General features: G+C 62.1%; 16 protein-coding genes. 5 read left to right on the top strand and 11 right to left on the bottom strand.

The features are described 5' to 3' along the window. Positions 1–173 precede the first annotated feature (173 nt). From metF to MF410_RS03835, 4 genes are all read right to left on the bottom strand, one after another. Positions 174–1,076, bottom strand: coding sequence for a methylenetetrahydrofolate reductase [NAD(P)H] (gene metF, locus MF410_RS03850; protein ID WP_097628227.1), 903 nt, complete (start codon positions 1,074–1,076; stop codon positions 174–176). A gap of 1 nt (position 1,077) precedes the next feature. Then, complete coding sequence (locus MF410_RS03845; RefSeq protein WP_097628226.1) at positions 1,078–2,103, bottom strand: metalloregulator ArsR/SmtB family transcription factor; 1,026 nt, start codon at positions 2,101–2,103, stop codon at positions 1,078–1,080. 162 nt (positions 2,104–2,265) lie between these two features. Beyond that, positions 2,266–3,915, bottom strand: a complete 1,650-nt coding sequence (gene ettA / locus MF410_RS03840; RefSeq protein ID WP_097628225.1) for an energy-dependent translational throttle protein EttA — start codon at positions 3,913–3,915, stop codon at positions 2,266–2,268. A 98-nt stretch (positions 3,916–4,013) separates the two neighbouring features. Beyond that, on the bottom strand, positions 4,014–4,754 hold the full coding sequence (locus tag MF410_RS03835) for a ribonuclease (RefSeq protein WP_097628224.1): 741 nt from the start codon (positions 4,752–4,754) through the stop codon (positions 4,014–4,016). Between the two features lie 159 nt (positions 4,755–4,913). Here MF410_RS03835 and MF410_RS03830 point away from each other — a divergent pair, with 159 nt between their 5' ends. From MF410_RS03830 to MF410_RS03815, 4 genes are read left to right on the top strand one after another with little or no spacing between them, the layout of a single operon-like run. After that, positions 4,914–5,858, top strand: a complete 945-nt coding sequence (locus MF410_RS03830) for an alpha/beta hydrolase (protein WP_097628223.1) — start codon at positions 4,914–4,916, stop codon at positions 5,856–5,858. Positions 5,859–5,875: 17 nt separating this feature from the next. Then, the gene (locus MF410_RS03825; RefSeq protein ID WP_097628222.1) at positions 5,876–6,832 is read left to right on the top strand and encodes a DMT family transporter; all 957 of its coding nucleotides are present in this window, start codon (positions 5,876–5,878) and stop codon (positions 6,830–6,832) included. Positions 6,833–6,848: 16 nt separating this feature from the next. Then, on the top strand, positions 6,849–8,048 hold the full coding sequence (locus tag MF410_RS03820) for a CaiB/BaiF CoA-transferase family protein (RefSeq protein WP_097628221.1): 1,200 nt from the start codon (positions 6,849–6,851) through the stop codon (positions 8,046–8,048). 16 nt (positions 8,049–8,064) lie between these two features. Continuing rightward, entirely contained in the window at positions 8,065–9,723 is a 1,659-nt protein-coding gene (locus MF410_RS03815; protein ID WP_097628220.1) for a thiamine pyrophosphate-binding protein, read from the top strand. 50 nt (positions 9,724–9,773) lie between these two features. Here the strand turns inward: MF410_RS03815 and MF410_RS03810 are convergent, their stop codons facing one another. The 3 genes from MF410_RS03810 to MF410_RS03800 form a co-directional block, all read right to left on the bottom strand. Continuing rightward, entirely contained in the window at positions 9,774–10,118 is a 345-nt protein-coding gene (locus MF410_RS03810) for a RidA family protein (RefSeq protein WP_097628219.1), read from the bottom strand. Positions 10,119–10,196: 78 nt separating this feature from the next. Next, positions 10,197–10,535, bottom strand: a complete 339-nt coding sequence (locus MF410_RS03805) for a TIGR01244 family sulfur transferase (RefSeq protein ID WP_097628218.1) — start codon at positions 10,533–10,535, stop codon at positions 10,197–10,199. Positions 10,536–10,606: 71 nt separating this feature from the next. Further along, a complete protein-coding gene (locus MF410_RS03800) occupies positions 10,607–11,446 on the bottom strand; it encodes a DUF4432 family protein (RefSeq protein ID WP_097628217.1) in 840 nt (279 codons plus the stop codon). Between the two features lie 255 nt (positions 11,447–11,701). Between MF410_RS03800 and MF410_RS03795 the strand changes: the two genes are divergently transcribed. Further along, the gene (locus MF410_RS03795) at positions 11,702–13,093 is read left to right on the top strand and encodes a L,D-transpeptidase (protein ID WP_097628216.1); all 1,392 of its coding nucleotides are present in this window, start codon (positions 11,702–11,704) and stop codon (positions 13,091–13,093) included. A 73-nt stretch (positions 13,094–13,166) separates the two neighbouring features. On the opposite strand, the gene MF410_RS03790 is transcribed toward MF410_RS03795, so the two are convergent. The 4 genes from MF410_RS03790 to MF410_RS03775 form a co-directional block, all read right to left on the bottom strand. Beyond that, positions 13,167–13,865: a ParA family protein gene (locus MF410_RS03790; protein WP_097628215.1), complete on the bottom strand. Its 699-nt coding sequence runs from the start codon at positions 13,863–13,865 to the stop codon at positions 13,167–13,169. A gap of 229 nt (positions 13,866–14,094) precedes the next feature. Continuing rightward, entirely contained in the window at positions 14,095–15,246 is a 1,152-nt protein-coding gene (locus MF410_RS03785) for an iron-containing alcohol dehydrogenase (protein WP_097628214.1), read from the bottom strand. Continuing rightward, on the bottom strand, positions 15,243–16,628 hold the full coding sequence (locus MF410_RS03780; protein ID WP_097628213.1) for an aldehyde dehydrogenase family protein: 1,386 nt from the start codon (positions 16,626–16,628) through the stop codon (positions 15,243–15,245). Before MF410_RS03780 ends, MF410_RS03785 begins: the two co-directional genes overlap by 4 nt. Before the next feature lie 203 nt (positions 16,629–16,831). After that, entirely contained in the window at positions 16,832–18,196 is a 1,365-nt protein-coding gene (locus tag MF410_RS03775) for a glutamine synthetase family protein (RefSeq protein WP_097628212.1), read from the bottom strand. Positions 18,197–18,333: the final 137 nt, after the last annotated feature.

Genomic DNA, 18,333 nt, shown 5'->3' with positions numbered 1-18,333 from the left:
AATGTTCTGTTGGTCAGTGCAGCGTTTGCTTTCGTTCTGTCCATGCTCTTCATCTGAGCTGGCCGATGAAAGTGGAATGACTGGTAGTACCTGAACTCCCCTGATCAATCCGCTAATGAAAAAGCGCATGTCCCGCCCGACATGCGCTTTTTCACCTTTTCAAACCCTTTAGATCAGGCCGCAGCGCCCGCGCTTTTTGCCGGCCGGCGGCAAAAGCCGAGATTGTCGAGCACAGCGGAAACCAGCGGCGCGCGGTTCATCGTGTAGAGATGGAACTCATGGATGCCGCGCCGGACGAGATCCTCGATCTGTTCGGCGGCGATATCGGCGGCGACCTTTGCCCGCTCCTCGGGCTTGTCGTCGAAGCCGGCGAAGCGTTCATCGAGGAAGGCCGGGATGATCGTGCCGCAGGCGCCGGCGAAACGCTTCAGCTGCGTCAGGTTCTGGATCGGCATGATACCGGGCACAACGGGGATCGAGACCCCGGCAGCGCGCACCTTCTCCAGGTAGCGCTCGAAATTGTCGTTGTCGAAGAAGAACTGTGTCAGCGCCCGGTCGGCGCCGTTATCGGCCTTGCGCTTCAGCATGTCGATATCGGCGGCCGTGTCACGGCTTTCCGGGTGTTTTTCCGGATAGGCGGAGACCGAAATCTCGAAATCGCCGACCGACTTAAGGCCAGCCACCAGCTCGGCCGCATTGGCATAGCCGCCGGGATGCGGCTGGTAGGGGGCGCCGGCGCCGCCGGGCGCATCGCCGCGCAGCGCCACGAAATGCGTGACGCCGACCTTGCGGAACGTCTCGATCATCTGGTGCGTCTCTTCCTTCGTCGCGCCGACGCAGGTCAGGTGCGAAGCGGTGGCGAGCGGCGTCTGCGACAGGAAACGCGTGACGGCGGTCAGTGTCGGCGCCTTGGTGGTCCCGCCGGCGCCATAGGTAACCGAGACGAAATCCGGGTCCCAGTCCTGCAGTTTGCTGACCGTATCCCACAGCTGACCTTCCATCTCCTCCGATTTCGGCGGGAAGAATTCGAAGGAGATCCCGATGTTGCGGCCGCGTGCCTCGTTATTCAAAGCCATGTCATACTCTCCCGGCAAATGTAGGTTCGGCGCCTTCGCTTAGTTGCGAAGCCATCAAGCGCCTCGGATCGCGCGCGAGCCAGACGGTGACCGTCAACCCCTGCCCGCTTTGCTGACCCGGATGAAGGTCCACGACCTGCTCGACGTCGAGCCCGGCCCTGTGCAGCCAGTCGGATATCGCCTGGTGCGAAAAGCCGAGACGGACATGCGCATGCTCGTCGCGGAGATATTCGAGCGTGTGCGGCGCAAGGTCGATGACCACGAGCCGGCCACCCGGCCGGAGCATGCGCGCCGCTTCCGCGATCGCAATTTCCGGCTGGTCGAAGAAATGCAGCACCTGGTGGATCGTCACCAGATCGAAATCCTGGCCCTCGAACGGCAGGTTCAAGATATCGGCATGGCGCACGGTGGCCTTGGTGATGCGGGACTTATCGAGATTGGCGCGCGCCACGCTCAGCATGTCGCGGCTGGCATCGACGCCGATCGCCCGCCGGTAGAGCCCCGACAGCAGTTCGAGGATGCGGCCGGTGCCGGTGCCGAGATCGAGCAGCGAATCGATCGGCTGACTGCCGAGCAGCCGGATGACGGCGGCGTCGACCTCTTCATCGGCGGCATGCAGGCGGCGAAGCTCGTCCCACTCAGCGGCGTTGCGGCTGAAATAGGCCTGCGCCCGCTCGGCGCGCTGGCGCTTGACCTGCGACAGCCTTTCGCCGTCGCGAAGCACGGTCGGATCGTTCTCGGAGACATGCTTCAGTAATGCCCGCACCAGCATCGCCGCCTTGCCCTCCTGCTTGAGGCGGAAATAGGCCCAGGCGCCTTCCTGGTAGCGTTCGATCAGTTCGGCCTCGCCAAGCAGCTTCAGGTGGCGGGAGATGCGGGGCTGGGATTGGCCGAGAATTTCGGTAAGATCGGTTACCGTCAGGTCGCCGCTGTCGAGAAGCGCCAGAAGACGCAGGCGCGTGGGCTCGCCGGCCGCCTTCATGACGTCCACCAGCGCATCCAGTCCAAGCTTCAAGGGTTCGCTCATCTTCAGTCCAATCAAGATATAAAGATATCTTTATGTGATTTGGACGATGGTGACAAGCGGCATTTCGCGCTTGAGCGAAATTGCCTGCTCAAATTGCGACAGGCCAGACGTGAAAAAGCCCCGGTAGAAACCAGGGCTTCGTGACTGCAAAAACGGCTGCAATCAGCGCGTCAGGCGCTTATGGGCCTGGCTGCCCGGATTGAGGGCATCGGGACCAAGACGACGCACCTTGTCCTGCTCATAATCCTCGAAATTGCCTTCGAACCATTCGACATGGCCTTCGCCTTCGAAAGCCAGGATGTGCGTCGCCAGGCGGTCGAGGAACATGCGATCGTGGCTGATGATGATGGCGCATCCGGCAAACGCCTCAAGCGCGCTTTCGAGCGCACCCAGGGTTTCCGTATCGAGGTCGTTGGTCGGTTCGTCGAGCAGCAGCACGTTGCCGCCGGCCTTGAGCATTTTGGCAAGGTGAACGCGGTTGCGCTGGCCGCCCGAGAGATTGCCGACCTTCTGCTGCTGATCGCCACCCTTGAAGTTGAAGGCGCCGCAATAGGCTCTGGAGTTCATATCGAACTTGCCGAGCTTGATGACCTCGGCGCCGCCAGAGATTTCCTCCCAGACGGTCTTGCTGCCGTCGAGTGCGTCGCGGCTCTGGTCGACATAACCAAGATGGACGGTCTCACCGATGCGGATCGATCCCGCATCCGGCCTTTCCTGGCCGGTGATCATACGGAACAGCGTCGTCTTGCCGGCGCCGTTCGGGCCGATAATGCCGACGATGCCGCCCGGCGGCAGCTTGATCGACAGGTCGTTGATCAGCGTGCGGCCCTCGAAGCCCTTGGTGATGCCTTCCATCTCGATGACCACCTGTCCCAAGCGCTCGCTGACCGGGATGATGATCTGCGCATCGCCGGGACGCTGCTTTTCGGCCGCCTCCACCAGCTGTTCATAGGACTTGATACGCGCCTTGGACTTGGCCTGACGAGCCTTCGGGCTGGAGGCGATCCATTCCTGTTCGCGGCTGATCGCCTTCTGGCGGCCGGCCTCTTCCCGGTTTTCCTGCTGCATGCGCTTGGCCTTGGCGAGCAGGTAGGCCGAGTAATTGCCTTCGTAGGGAATGCCGCGGCCGCGGTCGAGTTCGAGGATCCAGCCGGTGACGTTGTCCAGGAAGTAGCGATCGTGGGTGATCATCATCACGGCGCCCGGATAGTCGCGCAGATGCTTTTCGAGCCAGGCGATCGTCTCGGCGTCCAGGTGGTTGGTCGGTTCGTCGAGTAGCAGCAGGTCCGGCTGCGACAGCAGCAGCCGGCAGAGCGCGATACGGCGGCGCTCGCCGCCGGACAGGCTGGTGACATCGGCGTCGCGCGGCGGGCAGCGCAAGGCTTCCATCGCCATCTCGACCTGGCTTTCCAGATCCCAGAGGTTCTGGCTGTCGATGATGTCTTGAAGCTTGGCTCCCTCTTCCGCCGTCTCGTCGGAATAGTTCATCATCAGTTCATTGTAGCGTTCGAGCACGGCCGTCTTCGAGGCAACGCCTTCCATGACGTTTTCGAACACCGTCTTGTTGGGATCGATATGCGGCTCCTGCTCGAGGTAGCCGACCGTCGCTCCTTCGGCGAGCCAGGCTTCGCCGGTATATTCCTTGTCCTGGCCGGCGATGATGCGCAGCACAGTGGATTTACCGGCGCCGTTTGGCCCGAGAATACCGATCTTGGCATCCGGGTAGAAGGAAAGGTGGATGTTCTCCAAGATCTTCTTGTTGCCATAGGCCTTGTTGAGGCCGGACATATGATAGATGAACTGACGTGCCATGCTGCGCTGCTCCGGGCGGGAAACTTCGATTGTGCCGCTATGTAGGCGAAACAGCGCCTTCGGGCAACGCCGAAACCCGGTTTACGCAGGATTTCCGGTCAGAAGCCCGCTGCGTCGACGACGCCCTCGTCGCAGCCGAACGTCGTTTTTCCCGCGCCCTGGATCAGATCGCCAAGCCCGGTGCTCTTCGCCGACGCCGCCCCGGCGGCTTCCGAAAGCCCGATGGTCAACCCGCTGATCATCTTGACATTGCCGGCCCGACGGCAGCTCATCTTGACGCGTTCGCCGGCACCCGGCCCGAAGCTCTTGTCGAAAGCCGCCTTGATCGCCTCAGCCTTGACCGGCTTGCCGATATTAGCGGCGAAGAGATCGCGCACGGCCGAGGTGTTGAGCGCGCCGACGAGGTGCACGCCGACGCCGAAATAATCCTCGGCGCTCATTTTCGTGCAGGTGCCGTGCTTTACCCATTCATGCCGTTCCAGGCCGGATTGTGTGCCGGGCATCGCCTTTGCCAGCGCCGCCTGCGTCTCGGCCGACAGCGTAACCGCCGGCAGCGTGTCCCACTTGCCGTCCTTGTCGGCCGCTTTCTGCTCGGCGCTCACGTCGCAATAATCCTGCCGCATCGGCCAGAGCCCGTGCAGCGAAAAATTCGTCGCATCGGCGCGCTCGACGGTCTGGCTTGCGCATTCGGCCTTCTTCTGGTTCGTCTGGCAAAAGGCCGGCTGCCAGCTCGCCGAAAGAATAAAACGGGTGCGCCCACTAGCCTCCTGCGCCACGGCGGCGCCAGCAAGAACCATCGATACGGCGAACGTCAAGGTACGCAACTGCATGCTGCTCATTTCAACCCCCAAAAAAGAACAATACAGGAACAAATAAGCACGAAGATCGAAGACCCGCAACCCTGAATCGCAGCAGGAACGCAATTTGTTATCGGATAAACCCGGAACCGATGTTGCTTTTGGGCGGTGATCTGGTCTGTTGCCGCAAGGAGGATCCCGATGTTTTCTGAAACACAAAGGCTCGCTTCGACGGGGGCGTCGCTCGCCTATCACCATGATGAGGCCGTCGGCCCGGCACGCGGCATCCTGTTGATATCGCACGGTCTCGCCGAACATTCGAAACGCTATCGCGCCTTTGCCGAGGCGATGGCGGCGCGCGGCTATCATGTTTATGCCCATGATCATCGCGGCCACGGCGAGACAACGGCGCCCGACGCGCCGGTCGGCCGCTTCGCCCGGCGAGGCGGCGTCGACAGGGTGATCGGCGACGTCCTTGCCATGCGCGCTCACGCGGCCATGCGCCATCCCGGCCTGCCGGTAATCCTCTTCGGCCATTCGATGGGGGGCCTGATCGCCCTTAATGCCGCCGTCACGGCGCCGGCCGATTTTAACGCCGTCGCCGTCTGGAATTCGAATTTCGCCGTCGGCCTTGCCGGCCGCGCCGCCCAGGCGATCCTGCTTGCCGAACGCATGCTGAAGGGCTCCGACGTGCCGAGCGGCCTGTTGCCGAAGCTCACCTTCACCGCCTGGGGGAAATCGATTGCGGGCCGCCGCACCGAGTTCGACTGGCTGTCGCGCCTTCCCGGTGAAGTCGACAAATATGTCGCCGATCCGCTCTGCGGCTTCGACGCCTCGGTCTCGCTCTGGCTCGATCTCTTCGAAATGACGTTTCGCGCCCCGCAGAAGCTCCATCTGGATCGGCTGCCGCGCGACCTGCCGATCCATCTGGTAGGCGGCGGAGAAGACCCGGCGACCGAGCGCGGAAAAGCCGTGCTCTGGCTGTCAAACCATTTGAAAGCCTGCGGCTTCTCTCGTATCAGCACTGAGATATATCAGGACATGCGGCACGAAACGCTGAACGAGATCGGCGCGGATGCTGCAACCGCCGCCTTTGCGGACTGGTGCGACGAGGCCCTCGCCAGATTCCAAACGGCAAGATCCTGAGCCAGAGAGATTCCGTCATGAGCAGCACCTCCGCCCGCCCCGTTTCCTCAGCCTCCGAGGTGACGACAGGGCTCGCGCTGATGTTTCTTTCGGTGATGTTTTCGCCGCTGATCGATATTTTCGCCAAGCTTGCCGTCGTCACCATCCCCTCCGCCGAGGTTACCGCCGGCCGCTTCGTCGTGCAGGCGCTCTGCATGCTGCCGATCGTCATATGGCGGCGCAGCTTTGCCGATTTCTCCTGGCGCCAGAGCCTGTTCCATGCCATCCGCGGCTTGATCATCACCGTCTCGATGATCTCTTTCGTCACCACGCTGAAATACATGGCGGTTGCCGACGCGATTGCGATCTTCTTCGTCGAGCCGATCATGGTGACCATCCTCGGCGGCATCTTCCTGAAGGAGACGATCGGCTGGCGGCGCTATACCGCCTGTGGCGCCGGCTTCTTCGGGGCGATGCTGATCATCCAGCCGAGTTTCCAGGAAGTCGGCTATATCGCCCTCCTGCCCGTCCTCAGTGCGCTTTGCATCGCGATCTTCGTGCTGATGACCCGCGTCCTCTCGCACCGGGAAGATCCCTGGGCGATGCAGTTCCAGATGGGCATCTGGGGCCTCATCTTCTGCGCCGTCCTGCTTTTTATCGGCGATGGAAGCGGCTCTGATCTCTTCGATCCCGTCGTGCCCGAAGGCAGCGCCTGGTTCTACGTCGCCGGTGTCGGCGCCATGGCCGCAATTGCGGGCATCTTCGGCGTCTATGCCTATCGCGCCGCACCCGCCTCGACGCTGGCGCCGCTGCAATATTTTGAAATCGTCTCAGCGACGATCTTCGCCTGGCTGGTTTTCGGCGACTTCCCGGACGCGGTCAAATGGCTCGGCATCGCCATCATCATGGCATCGGGCTTGTACATCCTCTGGCGCGAGCGCCGCTTTGCTTCAAGGCCTGTATCCGATACATCTGAGGCGACGCTGGCGCCGTAAAGACCGACGAGGGAATATGACGCAGACCACGAAAAAGCCGCCGCTTGCAGGCATCCGGGTGATCGAGCTTGCCCGCGTGCTGGCCGGCCCCTGGGCCGGCCAGATGCTTGCCGATCTCGGCGCCGACGTCATCAAGGTAGAAAACCCCGACGGCGGCGACGATACCCGCCAATGGGGGCCGCCCTTCGTCGAAGGCGCGGACGGCGAAAATCTCTCGGCCGCCTACTACCACGCCACCAATCGCGGCAAACGCTCCGTCACCGCCGATCTGAAGAGCGCCGAAGGTCAGGATTTCGTCCGCCGCCTGGTTGCGTCAGCCGATGTGGTGATCGAGAACTTCAAGCTCGGCGGTCTCGTCAAATACGGGCTCGATTACGACAGCCTGCGCAAGGTCAACCCGAAGCTCGTTTATTGCTCGATCACCGGCTTCGGCCAGACCGGCCCCTATGCCAGCCTCGCCGGCTATGATTACATCGTCCAGGGCATGTCCGGCTTCATGTCGATCACCGGCGAGCCGGACGGCCAGCCGATGAAGGCCGGCGTTGCCATCGCCGATCTCTTCACCGGCATCTATGCCGTCTCGGCGATCGAGGCCGCCCTCATCCACGCGCTCAAGTCGGGCGAAGGCCAGCTCGTCGACATGGCCCTGCTCGACGTGCAATCGGCCGTTCTCGCCAATCAGAACATGAACTACTTGGTTTCCGGGGCCGCCCCCACCCGCCTCGGCAATGCCCATCCGAATATCTCGCCCTATGAGGTCGTGCCAGCGGCGGACGGTTTTCTCATTCTTGCCATCGGCAATGACGGCCAGTTCCGCCGCCTCTGCGCCATCCTCGGCCTGGATGCCATCGCCGGCGACGGGCGTTACGCCACCAACAAGGCCCGCGTCGCCAATCGCGGCGAAGTCCGCCGTCTCGTCTCCACCGAGACACTAAAATGGCGCAAGGCGGATTTGTTGAAGGCCTGCGAGGAGAATGGAGTTCCCGCCGGCCCGATCAACACGATCGAGGAAATGTTTGCCGATCCGCAGGTAGAAGCCCGCGGCCTGCGCATCGATCTTGCCGATCGCGCCGGTACCGTCATCCCCGGAGTCAGGACGCCGGTAGTGCTGTCGGAAACGCCGCTGCACTATAGCAGGCCGAGCCCGCGTCTCGGCGAACACACCGAAGAGATTCTGGCGGAACTCGCCGAGCGCGAGAGGAAGGCATCGTCATGAAGAAGGCAGCATTGTCATGAAGAAGACTGGCGGGGAACTAATCGTCGAGGCGCTGAAGGCGAACGGCGTCAAGCGTCTGTCCTGCGTGCCCGGCGAGAGCTTCCTTGCCGTTCTCGATGCGCTACGCGACAGCGACATCGATGTGATCGTCTGCCGCCAGGAAGGCGGCGCGGCGATGATGGCCGATTGCTGGGGCCGGCTGACCGGCGAACCCGGCATCTGCATGGTCACCCGCGGCCCCGGCGCCACCAACGCGTCTGCCGGTCTGCATATATCAAAGCAGGATTCGATCCCGATGATCCTCTTCATCGGCCAGGTGCAGCGTGAAGCACGCGAGCGTGAGGCTTTCCAGGAGGTCGAATTCCGCCGCGCCTTCACCGAATTCGCCAAATGGGTGGGCGAGATCGACGATGCCGCCCGCATTCCCGAGTTCGTCACCCGCGCCTTTGCGATCGCAACCTCCGGCCGCCCCGGCCCCGTGGTGCTGACGCTGCCGGAGGATATGCTGCGCGACGAAGTCGAAGCGCCCCGCGCCAAGCGTTATGTCAGCGTCGAGGCCCATCCCGGCCGCCGCCAGATCGACGATCTCTATCTGAGACTGCTCAAAGCCGAGCGGCCGATGGTGATCCTCGGCGGCACGCGCTGGGATGCCGATGCCGTCGCCGATTTTGCAATCTTCGCCGAACGGTTCCAATTGCCGGTCGGCTGTTCCTTCCGCCGGCAGATGCTGTTCGATCATCTCCACCCCTCCTATGCCGGCGATGTCGGCATAGGCATCAATCCGGCGCTGGCAAAGGAGATCAAGGAGAGCGACCTGCTGATCCTGCTCGGCGCCCGCATGTCGGAAATGCCGTCTTCGTCCTATACGCTGATCGATATCCCCTACCCCCAGCAATCGCTGATTCACGTCTATCCCGATGCGTCCGAACTGGGCCGCATCTACCGCCCGGATCTCCCCATCTGCGCCGCACCTGCCGATTTCGTCGCGGCCCTTGCCGATCTGGAAGCGCCGGCCGAGCCGCATTGGGCGGAGCGCACGCAGCGCATGCACCAGGCCTATCTCACCTGGTCGAAACCGCCGGCGACAGGTCCGGGCGCCGTCCATATGGGGCCGATCATGGAGTGGCTGGAAGCCAATACCGGGCCGGAGACGATCTTCACCAACGGCGCCGGCAACTACGCCACGTGGCTGCACCGCTTCCATCGTTTCCGCCGCTTCAACACCCAGGCCGCGCCCACCTCAGGCTCGATGGGTTACGGCCTGCCCGCCGCCGTCGCCGCCAAGCGGCTCTTTCCAGAGCGCGAGGTCATCTGCTTTGCCGGCGACGGCTGTTTCCTGATGCACGGCCAGGAGTTCGCCACTGCCATCCGCTACGGCCTGCCGATCATATCGGTCGTGGTCAACAACGGCATCTACGGCACGATCCGCATGCATCAGGAGCGCGAATATCCCGGCCGCGTCAGCAGCACCGACCTGACCAACCCCGACTTCGCAGCCCTTGCCCGCGCCTATGGCGGCCATGGCGAAAGGGTGGAAAGCACCGAGCAATTCGCCGCGGCCTTCGAGCGGGCGCGCGAAAGCGGCAAGCCGGCAATCATCGAAGTTAAACTCGATCCCGAGGCGATCACGCCGACACGCACGCTCTCGGAAATTGCGCAAACAAAAAGCCGGTAAGTCCGTGAGCTCACGCACCTACCGGCCTTGATGCAGTGCTGCGGCGACGATCAGTCGATCGCGGCCGTGACGATGAACTCGACCTTGTATTTCGGCGCTGCGAGCTTGGCTTCGCTGGTGGCGCGGGCCGGCGGATTGGCCGGATCGATCCAGGCTTCCCAGGCGGCGTTCATCTCGGCGAAATAGGCAATGTCGGAGAGATAGACGATCGTCTGCAGGATCTTCGACTTGTTGCTGCCTGATGCAGTCAGCAGGCGGTCGACTTCGGCAAGCGAGGACTTGCACTGATCGGTGACGCTTTCGCCCTCGCCGACCTGGCCTGCGAGATAAACCGTGTTGCCGTGAATGACGGCGCCGCTCATGCGTGCGCCGACGTCGATACGCTTAATGCTCATCATAGTCTCCTGAGTGAATGGGAAGGTGGCGGCGGCGCTGCGGTGCAGCGCCGGAAAATCGGCAGCCGGAATGGGGGCCTAGCTGCGGATATGGTGGGTCTTCTGGTAGATCGCCGTCGAGCGGGCGCCGGAGCGGCAATAGCCGAGCATCGGTCGCGGGAACTCGTCGAGCGCGTCGACCATGCCCTGGACCGCTTCCTCGGTCACGCCCATCGGCCCGACGGGCACATGGGTGATCTCCAGACCGAGTTCCTTGGCACGTGCCTCGATAACGGAAAACGACGTCTGATCGGGGCTCTCATGGTCGGGGCGGTGGCAGACGATCGATTTGAACCCAAGCGCCTTGATATCGTCGAGGTCCTCGGGCGTGATCTGACCCGAAACCGAATATTCATCGTCGATCTGGCGAATATCCATCGTCCTGTCTCCTCAAAAATGGTGGGCTGAAGGTCTACGACGCAGCTTGGCAAGCGTCAACAACACTTCGCTCACAGGAAGGCAAAGCTCAGCCCATAGCTGCGGCTATCGCCGGGCGCCAGCATGTGGAACTCGCCGGCTGCCTCAAGCTCGTCACGCAATACCCAGCGATGCGAGACCGGCTCGATGCCGATGATATGGGCCGGCGCCTTCTGGTTTCGCCACACCTGCAGATAAGGCAGCGTGTCGGCGCGGAAACGCACGCGAAGCGTCCTGCCGCCGATCGCGGCGATGGGCCCTAGGCGAACTTCGGCAAAGCCCTGCTCCGTTGCCGGCGCCGGCACGCAGAAGATGCCGCCCGGCTCCTCGCCGAATGTCCAGGGGAAACCGCCATTCTCCAGCATCCCGCCCTCGATCCGCGTGCCCTCGTCCAGCCATTTACCGCCGGTGTTCATGTGATACATCAGGAAGGTCGGCACCGTCCGATCGCTGGTGTTGATGACCCGGTCCTCGAGCCGGACCTCACCGGTCGCCCCATCGATCCGCCACAGCCGCTCGATGCGCTGCGGCAGTCCTTCGACGGTGGTGATGTCGATATCGGCCCGGCATTCGGCATTGCCGTTCTCCAGTTTCGTCCACAGCACCTTGGCCGCATGGCCGGAGGCCGATCCGTGCAGCGGATAGACCTTGCCCTCGGCGCTACCGGCGATCGGCTGGCGGTGGCGGATATGGTCCGGCCCGCAGGTGAACAGGAAGCCTTCGAGCGAGTGATCGATTCGGGGATCGCCGTCGTCGGGAATGGCGCGCTTCGGCGCGATGTCGACGCCTTCGACGATGCATCCGCCGATATCCAGCACCGATGCTTCATCGAGCATCAGGCGCGGCCCGCTTGCAGCGGCAAATTCGATCATTGCAGTCTCCTCAGGGGCTTATCGGCCGAGTAGCGTTAGATTTTGCGCCGTCTTTCGTCAATCGAACCCTTTTCCTCTCTTGCGCTTTTGCCGCAACCATGGATTTTGCGGAACTGACGCGGAGACGCAAACGTTTATGAGTAAAAGGAAATCTTAGTGATTTTCATATTTTGTTCAGCACGGTTTCATAAATTCCACACTAGCGTCAAAATTCGCAGGTGTGTGTCGGCCTAGTCACTGTTCGAGGTGTGAGACGTGAATCGTTTTTTAAAGTCGGCATTTTCGCTTGCGGCCGTGCTGGCAGCCATTGCCGTTGCAGCACCGGAGGCCGGCGCGCAGCAGTTCCGTGACCGCCGCCAGAGCGATGTCGTACTCGTCACCCCGAGCGGCGAAATCCTCGACTATGTCCCGCGCGGCTATATCTACGCCCGCGACCGCAGCGGCAACCGCGTGCTGATCGACGACTACGGCAATGTCGTCGCCACCGAGATGCGCGCCCGCGGCTACTATCCGCCGCGGCCCGGCCCGCGCGACGTCTATGCCGACCAGAACGGCAACGATCCCTATTACGCCGACGATGGCGACGCACGTTACTCCGAGCGCGGTGCGGTCACCGGCGGCATCCCGCGCGATGCGGCGATCGAACGCCAGCCGCTCGGCGAACAGCCCTATCCCCAGGACAACAGCATCGGCAATCCGCAGTCCGGCGACGATTATGCCTCGATCGATCCCGACCAGCAGATTCCGCCCGCCGACGCGCCCAAGGCCGCGCCGGACGAACCCGTCATCACGCTGAAGAATAAGTCGAAGCCGGAGATCGTCGCGCTGCAGGTCTTCCTCGACCGCGCCGGCATCTCGCCCGGTGTCATCGACGGCCATATGGGCTCGAACGTCACCAAATCGGTCTATGCCTATGACCAGATGACCGGCTCCAAACTCGACCCGAACGACACCGACGCCATTCTGGAAGAGTTGCGCATGAACGGCGGCCTGCCGGTCGTCAGCTACACGATCACGCCGGCCGATGCCGCCGGCCCCTATGTCGCAGAGATCCCGGAAGACTATTCGCATAAGGCGCTGCTGCCGTCGCTTGCCTATACATCGACCACCGAAATGCTGGCCGAGCGCTTCCACATGGACGAGGCCTTCCTCAAGGAGATGAACCCCGGCGCTGATTTCAGCGTCGCCGGCACCGTCATCAAGGTCGTCAATCCGGGTGAGCCGAAGAGCGGCGAAGTTGCCCGTATCATCGCCGACAAGGGCCGCAAGCAGGTCTTTGCCTATGATAGCGCCGGCAATCTCATTGCCGCCTATCCAGCATCGATCGGCTCCACCGACACACCCTCCCCGTCGGGCATCGTGACGGTCGAGCGCGTCGCCTTCAATCCCGGTTACACCTATAATCCGAAGATCAATTTCCAGCAGGGCGCCAACGACAAGATCCTCAACATTCCGCCCGGCCCGAACGGCCCGGTCGGTACCGTCTGGATGGCGCTCTCCAAGCCGACCTACGGCATCCACGGCACGCCCGAGCCTTCCAAGATCGGCCGCACCCAGAGCCACGGCTGCATTCGCCTGACCAATTGGGACGCAACCGAGCTTGCCAAGATGGTCAAGCCGGGAGTGACGGTCGAATTCGTCGATTGAAGCCAGCGTGATAACGACACGGAAAAGGCCGCCGGATCGCTCCGGCGGCCTTTTCGGTTTATACGGGGGATGTTCAGGCCGCCGTTGCCATACGGAGCGACACCGTCAGCCGGGCGGGCAGCTTGCTCATGATCTCCTCGGCAAAACAGGTGGCGTTTTCACGCGCCTTGTCGAGATTGCTGACGCGGGCGGGATCGAGCGTGTGCAACGTGCCGCCACAGTCGAAGATGTCTCGGAAGGCGGAGCGTTCGATGATCGCCGTGTCCAGCACCGGCACATGCCGCTCGCTGAGCAGCGATTTGACGAGTTGCAGCGCCCGGGTCGTGACCATCGAGTTGACGCGGGTCAGCACCACTGAATGACCGATCTTGATACCCGCCTTTTCGTCCAGATACTGCAGCAGTTCGAGCACCTGCGCGCCGCCGCGCGCATCCATCGCACAGCCCTGGATCGGGATCAGCACATGGTCGGAAAGACCGACGGCGGTGGCAAGCAGCGGATTGCGCGCACCCGGCAGGTCGACGATGAAATAGTCGGTATTGTGCTTGTTCTCACTGATATGCAGCGGCAGCGAGGCGGTGGTGACGAAATCGATCACCGAAATATTGGGCACATGACCAGATATCTCGTGCCAGCGCGAAATCCAGTGCTGCGGATCGGCGTCGAGAATGGTGACGCGAAAACCCTTGCGGGCAAGCTCGGTGGCGAGCAGGAGAACAGCGGTCGTCTTGCCGGCGCCGCCCTTGGTATTTGCGAATGTGATGACAGGCATGTTCAGTCCTCGGAAGGAAATGGTGCGAGCCGGAATCGCTCTTTTACGCACCATCGGAGCATCGTGCGGTTAATCCATCCTTTCTAATCATGGTTAACAAATTCCAAACACGCGCGCCGAAATTGCAGCCGGTATTTTTCACATCCCTAAAATTGGGGATGTCGCTAGAATGAAAAAAGCCCGGCAAGCAAGGCTTTCCGGGCCGGTCTGCAGGTCCGATCTTATGATCTCAGAAGCAATCGCTGAAAAGCGCCTTGGTATTCTCGAGCGTCATGGCAACCGGGTTGCCGCCCGCGCTCGGATCTTCGATCGCCATGGCCGACAATTCGTCGATGCGGTCGGCAGCGATTCCCATCGCCGTCAGCGTCTCCGGCACGCCGAGGTCGGACCGGAGCTTCAATACATAGTCGTAGAAGCCGTCGAAACCGCCCGAAATACCGAGATAGGCGGCGGCGCGGCTGATCTTTTCCTCGATCGCCGTGCGGTTGAAGCGCAGCACCGCCGGCATGACAACTGCGTTGGTCATGCCGTGATGGGTGTTGTAGACGGCGCCGATCGGGTGCGACAGCGCGTGAATGGCGCCGAGCCCCTTCTGGAAGGCGACAGCACCCATGGCGGCAGCGGACATCATGTTGGCGCGTGCTTCAAGATCGGTGCCTTCCCGATAGGCGCGCGGCAGGAATTCCTTGACGAGCCGCATGCCTTCGAGCGCGATGCCGGCCGACATCGGGTGATAGAAAGGCGAGGAATAGGCCTCCAGGCAATGGGCAAAGGCATCCATGCCGGTGCCGGCCGTGATGATCTTCGGCATGCCGACGGTCAGTTCCGGATCGGAGATGACGACACCAGGCAAGAACTTCGGATGGAAGATGATCTTCTTCACATGCGTTTGCGAATTGGTGATGACGCTGGCGCGGCCGACTTCCGAGCCGGTACCCGCTGTCGTCGGCACGGCGACGATCGGGGCAATGCCTTCGAGGCTTGCCCGCGTCCACCAGTCGCCGATATCCTCGAAATCCCAGACAGGCCGGGTCTGACCTGCCATGAAGGCGACGCACTTGCCGAGATCGAGGCCCGAGCCGCCGCCGAAGGCGACGACGCCGTCATGGCCGCCATCCTTGAAAGCCTCGACGCCGGCCTCGAGGTTCTTCTCGTTCGGGTTCGGATCGACGTCGGCAAAGATCGCCCGGCCAAGGCCTGCATCTTCGAGAATGTCGAGCGCGTTCTTGGTGATCGCCATCGAGGCGAGGCCGCGGTCGGTGACCAGCAGCGGCTTTTTGATGCCGAGGCTCTTGCAGGCGTCTGCCAGTTCCTTGATCCGGCCCCGGCCGAGCTTGACCGATGTCGGATAGCTCCAGTTTGCGGTGATGTTGCTGCTCATACTGTGACTTTCTTCAGGTGGAAGGATTTCGGGCGCGTCAGATTCTGGAAGCCGATGATCGACAGCGAGCCGCCGCGGCCCGTCTCCTTGACGCCGGTCCAGCAGAGCGCCGGGTCGAGATAATCGGCGCGGTTCATGAAAACGGTGCCGGTTTCGATCTCGCGGCCGAGCCGCCCTGCCCGTTCGGCATCCTTGGTCCAGAGCGAGGCCGTTAGCCCGTACTGGCTGTCGTTCATCAAGGCGAGCGCCTCTTCGTCGCTCTTCACCTTCATGATGCCGACCGCCGGACCGAAGGTCTCCTCGCGCATGAAGGCCATGGAATGGTCGACATCGACGAGAACCTGCGGTGCGAGATAAGCGCCGCCGTCGTCCTGAGGGAAAAGCTTGGGATCGACAAGCGCCTTGGCGCCCTTGGAGACCGCATCGGCAATCTGCTCGCGCACCACCTTGGCGAAGCGCTTGTTCGCCATTGGTCCGAGCGAAGTCTCGGGATCGAGCGGATTGCCGAGCTTGTAATTCGACACCCAGGCGACCGACTTTTCGACGAAGGCGTCGTAGAGGGATTCGTGCACATAGATGCGCTCGATGCCGCAGCAGCACTGGCCGGAATTGTAGGTCGCGCCGTCCATCAGCGTATCGACGGCCGCCTCAAGATCGGCGTCTTCCATGACGTAACCCGGATCCTTGCCGCCGAGTTCGAGGCCGAGGCCGGTGAAGGTGCCGGCGGCGGCCCGCTCCATCGAGCGCCCGCCTTCGACCGATCCGGTAAAGTTGACGAAATTGAAGCTGCCGGCAGCAATCAGCGCCGAGGTCGTCTGATGATCGAGGAAGACATTCTGGAACACGTCCTCGGGAATGCCCGCCTCCACGAAGGCCTGCACCAGCCGCTCGCCGACGAGCAGCGTCTGCGAGGCATGTTTCAGAACGACGGTATTGCCCGCCATCAGCGCCGGCGCAATCGTGTTGATTGCGGTCATATAGGGATAGTTCCAGGGTGCCACGACGAAGACGACGCCATGCGCTTCGCGCTCGATGCGGCGTTCAAAACGATCGCTCTCCTCGATGACAACAGGCGCCAGCGCATCGGCAGCGATCGAGGCGACATAGTTGGAGCGCTCGTTGAAACCCTTGTATTCGCCGCCATACTTGACCGGCCGGCCCATCTGCCAGGCAAGCTCCGGCACGACGACGTCGGACATCTCGTTCAGCCGCGCAGCACCCTTCAGCACCAGTTGCACGCGCTCTTCGAGCGGCCGTTTCGCCCAGGCCTTCTGCGCCTTGCGGGCCCGCGCCACAACATCCTTGGCGGCATCGAGAGAAAGTGCGGCGCGTTCGGCATAGACCGACCCGTCAACCGGTGAAATGCATTGGATCATCGTCATGATCGATTTCCGTCCTCGTATTGATCAAAATTTCGGCGAGGGCATGAGCCCCTCATCCGCCTGCCGGCACCTTCGCCCCGTAAGCGGGGCGAAGGGGGATAGCCGCAGCGTCTCCGTCCCATCTACCTCTCGTATGGCAAGTCCCCTCTCCCCGTAAAACGGGGAGAGGGTTAGGGTGAGGGGCAAACAACCCGCAATCCCTACTAGGCTCTTTCGAAACCGCGCGCCACTTCCCAATCGGTGATGCGGCGGTCGTATTCTTCCTGCTCCCATTCGGCAGCACGGGTATAGTGGTCGATCACATCATCGCCGAAGGCTTTGCGCAGCATTGCCGATTCCGTCATTGCGGTCGTGGCGGCGCGGAGCGTGCGCGGGATTTCTCGAATATCCTTGCCGCCATAGGCGTCGCCGACGAAAGGAGCCTCGAGCTCGAGCCTGTTCTCGATCCCGTCGATACCGGCCGCAAGCAGCGCGGCAAAGGCGAGATAGGGATTGAGATCGGAGCCGCCGACGCGGCACTCGATGCGGATACCCTTGGTCTCTTCGCCGCAGAGGCGATAGCCGGCGGTGCGGTTGTCCTTGCTCCAGATCGCCTTGGTCGGTGCGAAAGTGCCGGCCATGAAGCGCTTGTAGGAATTGATGTAGGGCGCCAGGAAATAGGTGATCTCGCTCGCATGCGCGAGAAGCCCTGCAACATAATTATGCATCAGCGGCGACATGCCGTATTTGCCGGTATGGTCGAAGAACAGCGGCTTTTCCTCAAGGCTCCAGAGCGACTGATGGATATGCGAGGAACTGCCGGCGGCATTGTAATTCCACTTGGCCAGGAAGGTGATCGCCTTGCCTTTCGACCAGGCGATCTCCTTGCAGCCATTCTTGATGATCGCGTGCCGGTCGGCCATGGCGAGCGCATCGGCATAACGCACGTTGATCTCCTCCTGGCCGGCCGAGGCCTCGCCCTTGGAGTTCTCGACCGGAATGCCGGCGCCCTGCAGCCCGGTGCGGATCGCCCGCATCACCTCTTCCTCCTTGGTAGTCTGGAAGATGTGGTAGTCCTCGTTATAGGCGCTGGCGAGCTTGAGGTTGCGGTAGCCAGCCGTATGCGCCGACTCGTAGCTCTGGTCGAACAGGAAGAATTCGAGCTCGGAGGCCATGTAAGCCTTCATGCCCATATCTTCGAGGCGCTTCACCTGCTTCTTCAGGATTGCACGCGGCGAATGGGCGACCTCTTCATGGGTGTGATGGTCGAGCATGTCGCAGAGCACCAGCGCCGTGCCCTCGAGCCAGGGAATGCGGCGCAGCGTCGCCAGATCCGGCTTCATCGTATAGTCGCCGTAACCCTTTTCCCAGCTGGTCGCCTTATAGCCGGAAACCGTCTCCATCTCCATGTCGGTGGCGATCAGATAGTTGCAGCTATGGGTTTCCTTCCAGGCGCTCTCGACGAAATATTCCGCCTGAAAGCGCTTGCCCATCAGACGGCCCTGCATGTCCACCTGGCACGCAAGAACCGTATCGATGCGCCCTTCGGCAACATCCTTCTTGAGATCGTCGAATGTGTAGCTGCTCATGGTTGATCCGCCTGACATTGGAATTGAGATGATCGGGGCAACGAAATCGCATGCGCTCGGCCGATGTGGGCCTGATGCCTTTTCGTTGAACCGGCGATGGGGCCGCAGGAGCGGCCCCGCCATTTGAGAGGGAAGCC

The sequence above is a fragment of the Rhizobium sp. C104 genome, from assembly GCF_022354505.1.
Classification (GTDB): domain Bacteria; phylum Pseudomonadota; class Alphaproteobacteria; order Rhizobiales; family Rhizobiaceae; genus Rhizobium; species Rhizobium redzepovicii.
Note: the sequence above shows the minus strand (reverse complement) of the source record. Positions and strands in the feature narration are given on the sequence as shown.